Genomic DNA, 14,899 nt, shown 5'->3' on the forward strand with positions numbered 1-14,899 from the left:
GCGGCGAGCCTAAGGGGGACATAACAGCCCAAGCGGGATGAGAAGGACCAAAAGAGCCCCCGCCACACCTGCTCGGCGTAACGGAGGCTCCGAAGGAGACTCGAGAGAGTCGGGGACTACGGCCTACGCGGCCTCGAAGCCCGCATGGTCGGCGATCTTGCGCAGCTCGGCCAGCGCGTGCTTCTCGATCTGGCGGATGCGCTCACGGGTGAGGCCGTGCTGCTTGCCGACCTCGGTCAAGGTCCGCTCGCGACCGTCCTCCATCCCGTAGCGGGAGCGGATGATCGAGGCGGTGCGGTCGTCGAGACGGTCGATCAGGGCGTCCAGCTCCTCACGGCGGAGCATCACCAGCACCGCGTCCTCCGGGGAGGTGGCGCCGGTGTCCTCGACAAGGTCGCCGAACTGGGTCTCGCCGTCGTCGTCGACGGTCATGTTGAGGCTCACCGGGTCACGCGCCCAGTCGAGCACGTCCTTGATGCGGTCCTCGGTGGTGTCCAGCTCGGCCGCGACCTCGGCCGGCTCGGCCTCGCGGCCCAGCTCCTTGGACTTCTCGCGCTGGACGCGCCGGATCCGGCCGAGCTCCTCGACCAGGTGGACGGGCAGCCGGATGGTGCGGGACTGGTCAGCGATGGAGCGCGTGATCGCCTGGCGGATCCACCAGGTCGCGTAGGTGGAGAACTTGTAGCCCTTGCTGAAGTCGAACTTCTCGACCGCCCGGACCAGGCCGGCATTGCCCTCCTGGATGAGGTCGAGCAGCGGCAGCCCACTGCGCGGGTACCGGCGGGCGACGGCGACCACGAGGCGGAGGTTGGAGCGGATGAACACGTCCTTGGCGCGCTGTCCGTCGGCGGCCACGGCCCGCAGCTCGTCCTCCGTCGCCCCGGCCGCGGTCCGCCCCTCCTCGAGCAGCTGCTCGGCGAAGACACCCGCCTCGATCCGGGTCGACAGCTCGACCTCCTGCGCCGCGTCGAGCAGCGGGGTGCGCGCGATCTCGTCCAGGTACATACCGACGAGGTCTCGGTCGGCCTCACCTGCGGTCGGGCGCGCGGTGCGCGTCCGATCGGCCTTGTCGCGGACGACGGCACGGGTGGCCATACGAACTCCCTCGGGTGACCTGACGGGCCTGGCTGGCCCGTACCTGGGAACTGTTTACGTAACGACTGAACGACGATGTCCGAGGAAACATTCCCGAAGCGGTGTTTTTCTTCGCATGTAGCAGTATGCTGTGCGATTCGCCCGCGATCGTCAGCAGAGCGTCATCGCTCGAACACAGCGCGGCGGGCGTCCAGTTCTGTCACTCTCTGGGACGATTGTCCGCCCCGTAACAGTTCCCCGCGCGGTGAGTCGGGGAAGGGGAAAACCCCGGAGTGGAGAGGTGGCAGGCGTGCGTTGGAAGCAGTCCTGGCTGCTCTGGGCGGGTGCGGCGGCCTGCCTGGCGATCTTCGGCCTGCTGCTGGCGCTCATCGAAAGAGGCTGGGGCCCCCTGGTGCGCTTCGACCTGTCGGTCGACCGCGGCCTGCACACGACGGCGCTGCACCACGCCGCCTGGACCGGGTCGATGCGCACTGTCACCTCGGTGCTCTCACCGACGGTGCTCCGCGTGATCCTCGGCGTGCTGGTCGTCTGGCTCTGGTGGCGCGGAGCCCGGATCGCCGCGCTGTGGGCGGCGGCGTGCGGGGTGGTGCAGGCGGCGCTGGAGGTGGGCGTCAAGCAGGCGGTCGCCCGTCCCCGGCCGCTTCTGCCGCAGCCCGTCTCCACGGCAACCGGCTGGAGCTTCCCCTCCGGCCACGCCATGACGTCGGCGACAGTGATCCCGCTGCTGGTCGTCGTCGCCTGGCCTCACCTGCGCAGACGTGCGACACGTGCGGTGACGGCCGGGGTGGCCGCGGCGCTCGTGTTCCTCGTGGGGTGGACGCGGATCGGGCTGGGCGTGCACTGGCCCTCCGACATCCTGGGCGGATGGCTGCTCGCCGGCTTCACGCTCTGCGCCGTGACCGCCGCCGTCGACACCTGGCGCCCGACGATGCGCGAGGCCGAGCTGCACCGGCTGACCTCACGGGCCGCCCAACGGGTGCAGCGACGGCAGGTGCAGCGACGGCAGGCACAACGACGGGGCGCGGCCCCGTCCTGAAGACGGACCCGCGCCCTGTCGGTCGGTCGGCTCCGACCGGACTCAGTGGCTCAGGCGGTGCACTCGTACAGCGTCTCGCCGGAGGCGGCGCTGCCGGCCGACGTGGCGGAGGTGGCGGAGCTTCCGGCACCTCCGGACGTCCCGGCCGACGTGGTCGACGTGGTCGACGACGAGCCGGTCGACGACGTTCCGCCGTAGGCCGAGGCGCTGACCGCCTTGCAGGCCGACTTCACGTAGTTCGTCGCCGCGCTGTTGGCCTGGCCGCCACCGGGGCCGCCGCCCATGCCGCCGACGCCGCCGGAATCGAGCAGCACGTAGCGCAGCTTGCCGGAGGAGACGAGCGACTTCAGCTTGGTCAGGCTCATCGCCGGGTCACTTCCGGTGAAGCCGCCCATGGCGATCACTGGCTTGCCGGACTGGAGGATCATCTCTGACGCCGACTGGGCGCTGGAGACCGCGACCAGCCAGGTGGCCCCGCCCTGGTTCTTCTCCAGGTAGGAAAGAAGCGCCGAGCTGACCGCGCCTCCGCCCATGGGGCCGAAGCCGCCCGCGCCACCGAAGCCTCGGGTGCGCTCGCTCCCGCCGGACGTCCCGCCCGGCATGCCGTCGGCCACACCGCCAGGAAGTCCGCCCTGCCCGGCCGCACCGGCTGAGCCGGACGAGCCCGACGGACCGAACGAACCGGATACACCGGACCCGCCGGGCGCACCGGAGGTTGCGGCCGGGCCGCCTGCGGCGCCGGACGACGTCCCGCCGGGGAAGCCCCCGAATCCACCCGCGCCGCCTGCGCCCTCCGCGCCGCCGCGGCCACCACCGCCGACCGAGCCGCCGAAACCGCCCGCACCGCCCGGGAACTCACCACTGCGCATACCGCCAGGGAAGCCGCCACGCATGCCGCCCCCCGGACCGCCGAAGCCGTCGCCCGAGGAGGGGCCGGCCGTCGGGTTGGTTCCCTGGATGGCGCCCCCGGTCACGGTGTCCGCTGCATAGGCGGCCGGTCCGGCCACCAGGGCCAGCGCCGCCGCGATCGCCCCGACCGCGAGGACCCGCTTGCGCACCGCGCCTGCGACCGAAGCCCCGCCGAAGCGCGCGATCATCAGCGCCGCCACGCCGCCCACCGCCAGCAGGGCGACGACCGGCCACAGCCAGGGCGCGAAGCTCGTGGTCCGCCGGAGCAGCAGCACCGCCCAGATGGCCGACACGACCACGCCCGCCGGCAGCACCGCTGCCCACAGGGCCTTGCGCGAGGGTGAGCGCAGCGCGCGCAGCAGCATCGTGCCGCCCGCGCCGGTGAGTGCGGCGATCGCGGGAGCCAGCATCGTCGTGTAGTACGGGTGGAACGTTCCGGAGGAGAAGCTGAAGACCACGTAGTGGGTGAGCAGCCACATCCCCCACAGCAGCAGGGAGGCCCGCTGCATGTCGGTGCGGCGGCGACGGCCGCGGAGCACGAGCGCGCCGACGAGCGCGACCACCGCGAAGGGGATCAGCCAGGAGATCTGGCCGCCGAGGATGTCGTTGAAGAGGCGCCCCGCGCCGGAGGTACCGCCGAAGTTGGCCCCACCACCGCCACCACCGCCACCCACGCGGCCGCCGGCGCTCCCGGTCACGTTGCCGGCGTTGGCGCCGAGCACGCGCTCCAGGCCGTTGTAGCCGATGACCAGATTCCACACGGTGCCGTCCGAGCTGGAACCGATGAACGGGTGGTCCTTGATCGAGTCGACGATCACCATCCACCAGCCGCTGGAGACCACCAGGACGACCCCGGCGATCAGCAGGTTCCGTGCCCGGATCAGCCAACTCCCCCGCGCCGCCCAGGCATAGGCGAGGAACAGCGCCGGGATCACCATGTACGCCTGCAGCATCTTGGTGTTGAAGGCGAAGCCGACCAGGACGGCGGAGATCACCAGGTGGCGCAGCGTGCCACGGCGGATCGCCTCCAGGCAGAACCACGCCGCGGAGACGGTGAGCAGCACCAGGACCGGGTCCGGGTTGTTGTCGCGGTTGATGGCCACGGTGATCGGGGTGAGTGCCAGCACCACACCGGACACGGTCGCCGCGACGGGGCCGAAGCTGCGGCGGACCGCGCTGTGGAGAACGGCCACGGCGGCGATGCCGCAGCCGGCGATCGGCAGCAGCATCTGCCAACTGCCGAAGCCGAACACGCGGCAGGAGATCTCCATCAGCCACAGCGCGAACGGCGGCTTGTCGACCGTGATGAAGTTGCCCGCGTCGAGGGAGCCGTAGAACATCGCGGACCAGCTCTTCGTGCCGCTGAGCACCGCCGCCGCGTAGTAGGAGTTGGCGTTCCCGTTCTGGCCCAGGCCGTAGCAGTAGACCAGCGCTGCGAGGGCCAGCGTCCCCCAGTAGGCGGGGCGGACCCAACGCGGGCGGCGCGGTCGCCGAAGCGAGCCGGTATGCGGGGGGACGGCGGCCGACTCCGTCGGGGCTTCGATGTAGGCGCTCACCGGCGGGCCTCCTGGTCGGTGCGGTGGTCGGAGTGCTGCCCGGCGTGACGGGCGACCCCGTCGGCGGCGCGGGAGGACGAGGACGGGGAGGACGAAGCCACGGAGGACGCATGCACAGACGTGGGAGCCGAGGACGAGGGCATCGAGGACGAGGGCGCGGGGCACGAGGACGCCGAGCACGTGGACAGCGAGGAGAGCTCCGACAGATCGGCCTCGCGGGCGTTCCTGGCCGTGCGGTGAGGGTTGAAGACCCAGGCGCGCAGCAGGACGAAGCGCACCACGGTGGCCAGTGCGTTCGCCGCGACCAGCCAGCCGAGCTCGGCTGCGTGGGAAGCGCCGGGTGCGACGGCGTGGGAGACGGCGAGAGCGACCGTGCTCAGCACCAGGCCGATCACGAAGGCGATGCCGCCCTCGACCTGATGACGCAGCGCATCGCGCGGGCCGGTGACGCCGAAGGTGAAGCGACGGTTGGCGGCGGTGTTGGCGACCGCCGTCGTCAACAGCGCGAACGCGTTGGCCAGGACGGCCGGCGCCGCCTGTCGCGCCAGAAGGTAGAGCCCCAGGTAGGCGAGGGTGCTGAGGACGCCGATCACCGCGAAGCTGGAGAGCTGCCAGCGCATGCCGGTCGGCAGCTGAGCCTGGAGCACGCGCGGTGGAACGGGCATCCGGGTGGCCCCGAACGCGGCCTTCTTGCCCACCCGCCACATGCCCTTGAGGTCGTCCTTGACCGTGCGGACGATGTCGACGCGGCTGTCGGGGTCGTCGATCCAGTCGACCGGAACCTCGTGGATGCGCAGACCGCTGCGCTCGGCGAGAAGCAGCAACTCGGTGTCGAAGAACCAGGTCTGGTCCTCGACGTCGGCGAGCAGCGCCTGGACGACCTCGGTCCTGGCTGCCTTGAAGCCGCACTGGGCGTCGGAGAACTTGGCAGCGAGCGTGGCCCGGAGCAGCAGGTTGTAGGTCCGGGAGATGAACTCGCGCTTGGGTCCGCGGACCACGGCCGAACCACGGTGGAGCCGGCTGCCGATGGCGAGGTCGCTGTGCCCGGAGAGCAGCGGTGCGACCAGCGGCAGGAAGGCGTCGAGCCCCGTGGAGAGGTCCACGTCCATGTAGGCCACGACGTCGGCGTCGCTGCTGCCCCAGACCGTGCGCAGGGCGCGACCGCGCCCCTTCTGGTCCAGATGGACGGCGCGGACCTCGGGGAGCTCCGCGGCGAGTCCGGACGCGACCTGCCAGGTGGCGTCGACGCTCGCGTTGTCGGCGATCGTGATGCGGAACGGGTAGGGGAAGTGCTCACGCAGGTAGCCGTGCAGGGTGCGCACGCTGCGGGCGAGCACGAGCTCCTCGTTGTAGACGGGGACGACCACCTCGACCAGCTCGGTGCGAGTGCCGTCCCGGCCTGCGACGGGAGGGGCGGCGTGTGCCGCCGGCGAGGACGAATGGTTCATGCCCTGAAGCCTTGGGCGCGGCGCTGTGCCGTACCTGTGGAGCGTTTAGGGCCTGGCTGGCAGATCCTGCGCCGTTCGTGGCCGTGGCGGCGGACAGCTCAGCCCCGGAGCTTGCGCAGCTCCCCCTTGAGGACCTTGCCGGAGGCGTTGCGCGGCAGCTCGTCGACGAAGACCACCTCGCGCGGGACCTTGTAGTTGGCCATCTCCCGGCGGCACCAGTCCACCAGCTCGGACGCCGCGGCCGGTGAGGGCTGCTGACGTGGGATCACGAATGCGCGGCCCACCTCGCCGAGGCGCGGGTCGGGGACACCGACCACCGCCGAGTCGGCGACGAGCGGGTGGCGGGCCAGGATGCGTTCGATCTCGGCCGGGTACGCGTTGAAGCCGCCGACGGTGTACATGTCCTTGAGGCGGTCCGTGATCCTCAGGTTGCCGCCGGCGTCGAGGACGCCGATGTCACCGGTGCGGAGCCAGCCGTCGTCGGTGAAGGTCTCCGCGGTGGCGGCCGGGTCCTCGAAGTAGCCGCGCATCACCGTGTAGCCGCGCACCTGGACCTCCCCCGCTTCGCCGAGCGGGACGTCCTTGCCGTCCGCGTCGCGGACGCGGACCTCGACGTCGGGGATGGCGCGGCCGGACGTCGAGGCCACGGTGGCGGGGGTGTCGTCGCGGCGGCACATGGTGACCATGCCGCAGCTCTCGGTCAGGCCGTAGGCGGTGAGCACCGTGGTGAAGCCGAGGTCGTCGCGGATTCGGTGGACCAGCTCGAGCGGGACGACGGCGGCGCCGGTCACAGCGAGGCGCAGCGAACCGAGTGCGTACTGGTCGCGTGCGGGGTGGTCGAGCAGGGCCTGGTAGACGGTGGGTGCGCCGGGCAGGACCGTGACGCCTTCCGTGGCGATCTTGGCGAGGACGGCCTCGGGGTCGAAGACGGGCTGCGGGAGGATCGTCGCGCCGCGCATGAGGCCGGCCAGGACACCGGCCTTCCAGCCGAAGGTGTGGGTGAAGGGATTGACCACCAGGTAGCGGTCTCCTTCGGCCAGTCCGGCCAGGTCGGCCCAGGTACCGAAGGCGCGCAGGGTCTGGGCGTGGCTGGTCACGGCCCCCTTGGGCAGTCCGGTGGTGCCGGAGGTGAACATGATGTCGGCCGGGTCCTCGGGGCGGACGGCGGCGATGCGCGCCTGGACGGAGCGCTCGGGGATGTCCGCGCCCGCGCCGAGGAAGGCGCGCCAGGAGAGCAGGCCGTCGGGCACGGTCTCGGTGTCGCCGAGGACGACGGTGGTGCGCAGGTCCGGCAGCGGCCCGGCGGCCCGCAGCGCGGACACGTAGCTGACGCCCAGGAAGGTGGAGGTGACGAACAGCAGCGAGGCCTTGGTCCGCCGCAGCAGTTCGGCTGCCTCGCCGCCCTTGAGCCGGGTGCCCAACGGGACCAGCACCGCTCCCGCACTGACCGCGCCGAGGGCCGCGACGACGTAGTCGGGGGTGTTCGGCGCCCAGATGCCGACCCGGTCGCCGGGCCGGACGCCGGCCGCCATGACGCCCGCCGCCGCACGGCGGACCCGGCGCGCCAGCTCGGTGTAGTCGCACCGGGTGCGCGGGCCGACCACCGCCTCGCGGCCGCCGTAGCGGGTGCCCGCCGCCTGGACCAGGTTCGCGATCGTGCCCCACTCCAGATCCCCGCGCATGGCCGTCCTTCCCGTCGTTCGGCTCTGGCGCCGCGCATGTGACTGATCGTCAGATTAGGCTGACGACGGACTTCCCGAAAGATGGCGGTGACCCTATTCTGACGCTACGTCAGAAGATCTTCCTCTGCGGCTGACCGCCGTATCGGAGTTCGGGGAGCCGTCCATGCTCAGGGACCGCACGGCCATCGTCGGCATCGGCCAGACCCGCTTCGCCAAACATCTGGAGGAGTCCGAGAAGGCGCTCGCCTGCCGGGCCGTGCTTGCCGCCCTGGACGACGCCGGGATCGAGCCGCACGAGGTGGACGCCCTGGCCTCCTACACCATGGAGGAGACCGACGAGGTCGAGCTCGCCAAGGCGATCGGCGCCGGGGACGTGACCTTCTTCTCGCGGATCGGCTTCGGCGGCGGCGGTTCCTGCGCCACCGTCGCCCACCTGGCCATGGCCGTCGCCACCGGACAGGCCGGCGTGGGCGTCGCCTGGCGCAGCCGGAAGCGCGGCAGCGGCAGACGGCCCTGGACCAACACGGTCCAGCAACTGCCCACACCGGCCCAGTGGACCCGGCCCTTCGGCCTGCTGCGCCCGGCCGACGAGATCGGCATGCTGGCCCGCCGCTACATGCACGAGTTCGGCGCCACCCGCGACCACCTGTTCAACGTCGCACTGGCCTGCCGCAACCGTGCCAACCAGAACCCCGACGCGATCATGTACGAGCGGCCGCTGACCCGCGAGATGTACATGGACGCACGGTGGATCAGCGAACCGCTCTGCCTGTACGACAACTGCCTGGAGACCGACGGCGCCCTCGCCTGCGTCGTGGTCAGCGCGGAGCGCGCCCGGGACTGCCGGCACCGGCCCGTCTACGTCCACTCCGCAGCCCAGGGACTGCCCGCGCAGCACCACGGCATGGTCAACTACTGGAACGACGACCCGCTGACCGGCCCCGCCTGGACCGCGGCGCGACAGCTGTGGAAGACCGCCGACTTCGGCCCCGAGGACGTCGACGTCGCGCAGATCTACGACGCCTTCACCCCGCTGATCCCGCTCTCCCTGGAGGGGTACGGATTCTGCGGCCGAGGCGAAGGGGCGGCCTTCACCGAGGGCGGCGCGCTGGAGTTGGGCGGCCGACTGCCGATCAACACGGGCGGCGGAGGTCTCTCCGAGGGCTATGTCCACGGGTTCAACCTGATCAACGAGGGCGTCAAGCAGCTGCGTGGCGCCTCCACCGCCCAGGTGCCCGACGCCGCCACCTGCCTGGTCACCGCGGGCGAGGGCGTGCCCACCTCCGCGCTGCTGCTGCGCGGCTGAACCGCGCTCCTGGCTGCACATCCGCGTCCGCTCGTCCGACGCGCGCACGGCAACGGAATTCCTACGCATTTCATGCATTCCGAAGGCGCTTCCCCAGGCGGACGCGCAGTCGGCGTGCAGTCGGAGCGAGCCGAGAGAGAGGGTGCCGGGATGGACACCATGACCGCGGAGGGGCTGCTGCTCCCCTGGCCCGACGACGACGGCGAGCCGTTCTGGGAGCACGCCCGCCGCGGTGAGCTGCGCATACAGGCGTGCGCGGACTGCGGAAGGCTCCGCTTCCCGCCCCGCCCCTGCTGCCCGCAGTGCGGCAGTTTCGACGACGAGTGGCGGCTCATGTCCGGGCGAGGACGGCTCTGGTCCTACGTGGTCGCCCACCCGCCGCTGCTCCCCGCGTACGCGGAGCTGGCCCCTTACCCGGTGGCGCTGGTGGAGTTGGAGGAGGACCCGCGGATCCGACTGGTGGGGACGCTGACGAACTCCGTCCGCAGGCCAGGCGCACCGTGGAACGCGGTGCCGCCCGGAAGGCTGCGGATCGGGGCGCCGGTCCAGGCGGTCTTCCAGGTGCTGACGCCCGAGGTGACCGTCGTACGCTGGGCCCTGTGCAGCGGCTGAACCCCGGCCTCGTACGCCGACTTCGTGCGTACCCGGCCGACGCGGGACCGGACAGGACCGGTCAAGCGTGCGGGCCGCGGAGGGATCCTCCGTCCGGGTGAAACCGAAGCAGTGGCTCCTGGCCTGGGAACAGTGCGTTGCGCAGCGGTGAACTTACCCCACTCCTCACCGAACGTCTGCTTCGATCTACTACAGTGCAACGTCGTCCGAGCCCTGTCCCCGCGCAGTTGCACGGCCGGACCCCGTAATCAGGACCAGGAGTCATCGTGACCATCCCCGCCGCTCTTCCCGACGACTGGGCGGACACGCCCGTCACCGTCGTCATGCCGACGTACAACGAGATCGGCAGCCTGGAGGCGACGGTCGAGCAGGTCATGGCCCTGCCGCTGCCCGGCCTGCACCTCAAGGTCGTCGACGACAGCAGCCCCGACGGCACCGGCGAGCTGGCGGAGAAGCTCGCGCAGCGCCACCTGCTGGACGGAAAGCCCCGCATCAGCGTGCTGCACCGCAAGGGCAAGGACGGCCTCGGCAAGGCCTATGCGGCGGGCATGGCGCTCGCCGTCGAGGAGGGCGCCCGGTTCGTCGTCCAGATGGACGCCGACGGCAGCCACCCGGCGAGTGCGATCCCGCAGATGCTCGGCACCGCCCTCTCCACCGGCGCCGGCGTGGTCGTCGGCAGCCGCTACGTCCCGGGCGGGGAGCTCGCCGAGGAGTGGGGCTGGCACCGCCGCCTGCTGTCGCGCTGGGCCAACGCCTACGCCGGCACCATCCTCTCGACCCGCGTCCGCGACATCACCGCCGGCTTCAACCTGTGGAGCGCGGACGCGCTGCACGCGGTCGACCTGGCCACGCTCGCAAGCGCCGGATACAGCTTCCAGGTCGAGCTGAAGTTCCGTGCCGTGCACGCCGGTTTCAGCGCGCTGGAGATCCCGATCCGCTTCGAGGAGCGCCGCGCCGGCGAGTCCAAGATGAGCCTCTCGGTGCAGCTCGAGTCCGCGGTCGTGCCGTGGCGTCTGCGGCTGCGTGCGCGCAAGTAGGGCGCATCTGACGTAGTCGGTCGCCGAGCGAGCGACGGTCACCCGTTGCCGCCGGTCCGTCACTCCGCGCGTCCGCAATCCGGACGCCGCTAGAGTGTCGGGATGACTTGGCTTGTCACCGGCGGTGCCGGCTACATCGGAGCACACGTCGTCCGCGCGATGGTCGAGGCCGGCCACGGCGTGGTCGTCCTCGACGACCTCAGCACGGGCGACCCGGCGCGGCTGCCAGCGGGCGTGCCGCTGGTCCAGGGTTCGACCCTGGACCAGCCGCTGCTCGCCTCGGTGCTGCGCGACCACGACGTCACCGGTGTGCTGCACATCGCCGCGAAGAAGCAGGTCGGCGAGTCGGTCGAGAAGCCGCTCTGGTACTACCGCGAGAATGTCGAGGGCCTCCGGGTCGTCCTGGAGGCGGCGGCCGAGGCCGGTGTGCGGCGCTTCCTGCTGTCCTCCTCGGCTGCGGTCTACGGCATGCCGGACGTCGACCTCGTCACCGAGGAGACCCCCTGCCGCCCCATGAGCCCCTACGGCGAGACCAAGCTCGTCGGCGAGTGGCTGGTCCGGGCCGCAGGCCGCGCCCACGGCATGGGCACCGTGTCGCTGCGCTACTTCAACGTGGCCGGTGCGGCGACGCCCGAGCTGGGCGACCCTGGCGTCTTCAACCTCGTCCCCATGGTCTTCGAGCGCCTGGACGCGGGCGAACCCCCGCGTATCTTCGGCGCCGACTACCCCACGCCGGACGGCACCTGCATTCGCGACTACATCCACGTGGCCGACGTCGCGGAGGCGCACGTCGCCGCGGTGCGGCGACTCACGGCCGACCCGGACGGCACCGATCTCATCCTCAACATCGGCCGCGGCGAAGGCGTCTCCGTCCGGCAGATGCTCGACGTCATCGGGGAGGTCACCGGTCTCGACACGACGGGAGAGGTCACCCCGCGCCGCGCGGGCGACCCGGCCCGCGTGGTCGCCTCGGCCGAGCGCATCGCCCAGGAGCTCGGCTGGAAGGCGCGGTTCGACGTGCGCGAGATGATCAGCTCCGCGTGGGCGGGCTGGCGCCTGCGCCACTGACGCGCAGGAGCCGCGCCCGCCGAGGCGTCCCGCCCACGTCGCCCCTGCGGTCACCACGGGGCGAGTTCCGGGACCCGCGGCCATGCAGTCACCGCAGCGGCGAGTTCCGGGACCCGCGGCCGTGCAGTCACCGCAGCGGCGAGTTCCCGGACCCGCGGCTGCGCGGTCACCGCGGGCAAGTTCCGGGACCCGCGGCTGTGCGGGAGACCACCCGGCGCAGGCGGGTCCGAACAACCAGACGGCCCGAGACGCCCGACGCCCCGAACGCCCGGAACCGTCGGCGCCCGGCGCCGTACCTCCGGCGGCAGGCGGCCCTGGTGGCCCGCCGCCACTGCTGCTACTCACCCCCGCAGCGGCGCTGCAGCGCTCATTCGCGGGTCGTGGCGGTGCCGCGTGCCGCGTCGAGCGCGTAGACGCAGTGGTCCTTGCTGCAGGCGAAGACGCGGCCGTCGGCGGTGACCGGAGCCCCGGTGATCTCGCCGCCGGTGTCGAGCTTCCAGCGGAGGCGGCCGGTGGCGAGGTCGAGGGTGTGCAGGGAGTGGTCCCGGCTGCCGAGGTGGACGAGACCCTGAGCCGTGGCGGGAATGCCGGCGAGCTCCGCGCGGGCCGCGTAGCGCCAGCGCTCCGTGCCCGTACGGGTGTCGAACGCGAACACCGTGTCGCCGCTCGCGACCAGGACGACGTCCTCGGCGAGGACGGCGGGGTCCGCGCCCTGACGGCCGCCGGTGCGGGCATGCCAGCGGACGGTGCCGTTCGCCGGGTCCAGGGCGAAGACGGTGCCGAGGTAGTCGGCGACGAAGACGCCCTGCTCACTGACGGCGGGTGAGGTGAACAGGACCACGGGGGCATCGAAGCGCCAGCGCTCCGCGCCCGTCTGCTCGTCCACGGCGTAGACGCGGGCGCCGCTGCAGAGGTAGAGCACACCACGCGAGAGAACCGGCCTGGAGGGGACGTCCTCGCCCAGCGGAAACGCCCACTGAAGCTGACCCGTCGTCAACTCGACGGAGCGGAGCGAGCCTCCGCCGTAGTAGTAGACCGAGTCGCCGATCACGCAGGGGCCCGACGCCGGGTTCTCGTACGCCTGCTGGGCGTCGTTGGTGCGCCACATCTCGCTGCCGTCGATGGCGGAGTGCACGTGGACGCCGCCGCCGCGGGTGCCCGCGACGAGAGCCCCGCCGGCCGCGTCGAGGGTGTAGGTCCAGCCGTCGAGGGCCACGCGCCAGCGCTCGGCGCCGTCGGCGGCCTGCAGGGTGAACACGTTCGGCCCGTCGGCGGCGTGGACCCGGCCGTCGGCCACGGCGAGGGCCCAGGCCACGCTCTGGGTGCGGAAGCGGCGCCGCCCGCTGGCGATGTCGAGCGCGTGCACCCCGAAGCTGGCCACGTACAGCACACCGTCGGAGATGATCGGCGCCCCCCACACGTCGTGCGACATGCGGAAACGCCACGGACGCCAGGGCGTCTCCGGGGCCGCCTGCGCCTGCGCGCGGGCAGCGGAGGCCGAGGACGGAGGGGCCGGGGAGGTCTGCGCCTGGGCGGGCGTCGCCGCCGACGGCGGCACGGCTCCGGCAGAACCGGCAGAGGCGGGCGATCCAGCCGCACCGGGAGTGCTCGGCGGAGCGGCCGAGGAACCCTGGACGCCCGGGGCTGCGGAAGGCTGTTCGGCCTGGCCGGCGGGGCCTGCAGGTGAGCCGGTCGAGACGGGACCGGAGGGCGCCGCGTGTGCGCCGCGCTGGACCCAGCCCGTGGTGGGCGGGGTCACCGGCTCGGACGGCGGGTTGGCTGGCAGCCGGACGCCGGGCCCGATGGGCGCGGCCATGCCGGGCAGATGCACCATCGGCCGGGCGGTGGTCGCCGCCTCGGGAGGCGTGCGGTTCGTGGCCCCGGACTCGTGCGCCGGCGGACCCGCGTGCTGCCCACCCCGATGCGTCGCGGGCTCACCCGGTGCGTGACCGCCCGGTGCGTGGCCGCCCGCGCCCGGGCCGACGCCGACGCCGGGACCGCCCGCCGCGGCAGGACCGCCTGGAGCCGCCTCGGACATCGGGTACCCCTGGGGCGCGGAGCCGCCCACGGCAAGCCCCGGACTCATCCGCCCCGGCTGACCCGTCCCAGGTCGACCCGGCTGGCCCGGGAAGCCTGCGGCGGCGCCCTGCCCACCCGACTCCTGCGGAGCCGCAGGCGGCTGGAACGGCGGTGGCGTCCGGCGGCCCTTCTTCTTCTCGATCAGAGAGAGCGCCACCGGAGGCAGCCACTCGCCCGCGTCGTCCTCCGAGCCGTCGCCGGAACCGTACAGGTGCGGGGCCAGCTCGGCGGCGATCTCGGCGGGGACCGGGCGCCGCTCCGGAGCGGTGCGCATGCAGGCGCGGACCAGCGGAGCCAGCTCCTCCGGCAGACCGGACAGGTCCGGGGCCTCGCGGAGCAGCATGAACACCGTCTCGACGGGGTTCGCTCCGTGGTACGGCGGGTGCCCGGTGGCGGCGAAGACCAGCAGCGAGCCGAGCGAGAAGACGTCGGAGGCGCCCCGCACGCCACGGCTGTCGCGGGCCTGCTCGGGCGACATGTACGCCGGGGTGCCCACCGCGACGTTGGTCATCGTCAGGCGGGTGTGCGAGACGCCCGCCGCGATGCCGAAGTCGATCACGCGCGGTCCGTCCTCGGTGACGAGCACGTTGGACGGCTTGAGGTCGCGGTGCACCAGGTTCGCCGCGTGGATGGACTGCAGCGCCTCCGCGATGCCGGCGATCAGCCAGCGCACCGTGGCGACCGGGAGCGGGCCGCACTCGGTGACCAGGTCCTCGAGCGAGGGCGCGGGGATGTAGGCGGTGGCCAGCCACGGCACGGCCGCGTCGGCGTCGGCGTCGACGACCGCGGCGGTGTAGAAGCCGCTCACCGTCCGCGCGGCCGCGATCTCGCGGGCGAAGCGCACCCGGAAGAGCTGGTCCTCGGCCAGTTCCGCCCGCACCGTCTTGATGGCGACCCGGCGGCCCGCGGCCGAGCGTGCCAGGTAGACCAAGCCCATTCCGCCCGCGCCGAGCCGGCCCAGCACCTCGAAGGGCCCGATCCTTCTGGGATCGTGCGCCGTCAGCTGGTCCACGTCCTCAGCACCTCCCCGTTGGGTCGAAAGCGCCGTCGGTAGGAGAAGCAGGACAGACG

General features: G+C 72.4%; 10 protein-coding genes. 5 read left to right on the top strand and 5 right to left on the bottom strand.

Going from position 1 to position 14,899, the window contains the following annotated elements:
* Positions 1 to 123 precede the first annotated feature (123 nt).
* Positions 124 to 1,095, bottom strand: coding sequence for a sigma-70 family RNA polymerase sigma factor (locus tag TR49_RS03095; protein ID WP_042376789.1), 972 nt, complete (start codon positions 1,093 to 1,095; stop codon positions 124 to 126).
* Between the two features lie 289 nt (positions 1,096 to 1,384).
* Between TR49_RS03095 and TR49_RS03100 the strand changes: the two genes are divergently transcribed.
* On the top strand, positions 1,385 to 2,131 hold the full coding sequence (locus TR49_RS03100; protein WP_052433939.1) for a phosphatase PAP2 family protein: 747 nt from the start codon (positions 1,385 to 1,387) through the stop codon (positions 2,129 to 2,131).
* 50 nt (positions 2,132 to 2,181) lie between these two features.
* On the opposite strand, the gene TR49_RS03105 is transcribed toward TR49_RS03100, so the two are convergent.
* The 3 genes from TR49_RS03105 to TR49_RS03115 form a co-directional block, all read right to left on the bottom strand.
* On the bottom strand, positions 2,182 to 4,596 hold the full coding sequence (locus TR49_RS03105; protein ID WP_084724499.1) for an ArnT family glycosyltransferase: 2,415 nt from the start codon (positions 4,594 to 4,596) through the stop codon (positions 2,182 to 2,184).
* Complete coding sequence (locus TR49_RS03110; RefSeq protein WP_152627030.1) at positions 4,593 to 6,044, bottom strand: bifunctional glycosyltransferase family 2/GtrA family protein; 1,452 nt, start codon at positions 6,042 to 6,044, stop codon at positions 4,593 to 4,595. Before TR49_RS03110 ends, TR49_RS03105 begins: the two co-directional genes overlap by 4 nt.
* Positions 6,045 to 6,142: 98 nt before the next feature.
* Complete coding sequence (locus TR49_RS03115; protein WP_042376792.1) at positions 6,143 to 7,726, bottom strand: FadD3 family acyl-CoA ligase; 1,584 nt, start codon at positions 7,724 to 7,726, stop codon at positions 6,143 to 6,145.
* 163 nt (positions 7,727 to 7,889) lie between these two features.
* Between TR49_RS03115 and TR49_RS03120 the strand changes: the two genes are divergently transcribed.
* The 4 genes from TR49_RS03120 to galE all read left to right on the top strand — a co-directional run bounded on the left by TR49_RS03120 (position 7,890) and on the right by galE (position 11,749).
* Positions 7,890 to 9,032 carry a lipid-transfer protein gene (locus tag TR49_RS03120; RefSeq protein WP_042376799.1) on the top strand — a complete coding sequence of 381 codons (1,143 nt, stop codon included), beginning with the start codon at positions 7,890 to 7,892 and terminating at the stop codon, positions 9,030 to 9,032.
* A gap of 150 nt (positions 9,033 to 9,182) precedes the next feature.
* Entirely contained in the window at positions 9,183 to 9,644 is a 462-nt protein-coding gene (locus TR49_RS03125; protein WP_439654071.1) for a Zn-ribbon domain-containing OB-fold protein, read from the top strand.
* A 323-nt stretch (positions 9,645 to 9,967) separates the two neighbouring features.
* Positions 9,968 to 10,681 carry a polyprenol monophosphomannose synthase gene (locus TR49_RS03130; RefSeq protein ID WP_084724531.1) on the top strand — a complete coding sequence of 238 codons (714 nt, stop codon included), beginning with the start codon at positions 9,968 to 9,970 and terminating at the stop codon, positions 10,679 to 10,681.
* A 102-nt stretch (positions 10,682 to 10,783) separates the two neighbouring features.
* Positions 10,784 to 11,749 (top strand): UDP-glucose 4-epimerase GalE, encoded by a 966-nt coding sequence (gene galE / locus TR49_RS03135; protein ID WP_042376804.1) that lies wholly within the window; start codon positions 10,784 to 10,786, stop codon positions 11,747 to 11,749.
* A 367-nt stretch (positions 11,750 to 12,116) separates the two neighbouring features.
* Here galE and TR49_RS03140 read toward each other — a convergent pair whose 3' ends face one another.
* Positions 12,117 to 14,840: a serine/threonine-protein kinase gene (locus TR49_RS03140; protein WP_042376806.1), complete on the bottom strand. Its 2,724-nt coding sequence runs from the start codon at positions 14,838 to 14,840 to the stop codon at positions 12,117 to 12,119.
* Between the last annotated feature and the right edge of the window lie 59 nt (positions 14,841 to 14,899).

Source organism: Streptacidiphilus melanogenes (genome assembly GCF_000787835.1).
Lineage (GTDB): Bacteria > Actinomycetota > Actinomycetes > Streptomycetales > Streptomycetaceae > Streptacidiphilus > Streptacidiphilus melanogenes.

Excerpts from the sequence above, each read along its gene's own strand:
- TR49_RS03095 (WP_042376789.1), bottom strand. The coding sequence starts at position 1,095 with ATGGCCACCCGTGCCGTCGTCCGCGACAAGGCCGATCGGACGCGCACC.
- TR49_RS03110 (WP_152627030.1), bottom strand. The coding sequence starts at position 6,044 with ATGAACCATTCGTCCTCGCCGGCGGCACACGCCGCCCCTCCCGTCGCA.
- TR49_RS03115 (WP_042376792.1), bottom strand. The coding sequence starts at position 7,726 with ATGCGCGGGGATCTGGAGTGGGGCACGATCGCGAACCTGGTCCAGGCG.
- TR49_RS03120 (WP_042376799.1), top strand. The coding sequence starts at position 7,890 with ATGCTCAGGGACCGCACGGCCATCGTCGGCATCGGCCAGACCCGCTTC.
- TR49_RS03125 (WP_439654071.1), top strand. The coding sequence starts at position 9,183 with ATGGACACCATGACCGCGGAGGGGCTGCTGCTCCCCTGGCCCGACGAC.
- TR49_RS03130 (WP_084724531.1), top strand. The coding sequence starts at position 9,968 with ATGCCGACGTACAACGAGATCGGCAGCCTGGAGGCGACGGTCGAGCAG.
- galE (WP_042376804.1), top strand. The coding sequence starts at position 10,784 with ATGACTTGGCTTGTCACCGGCGGTGCCGGCTACATCGGAGCACACGTC.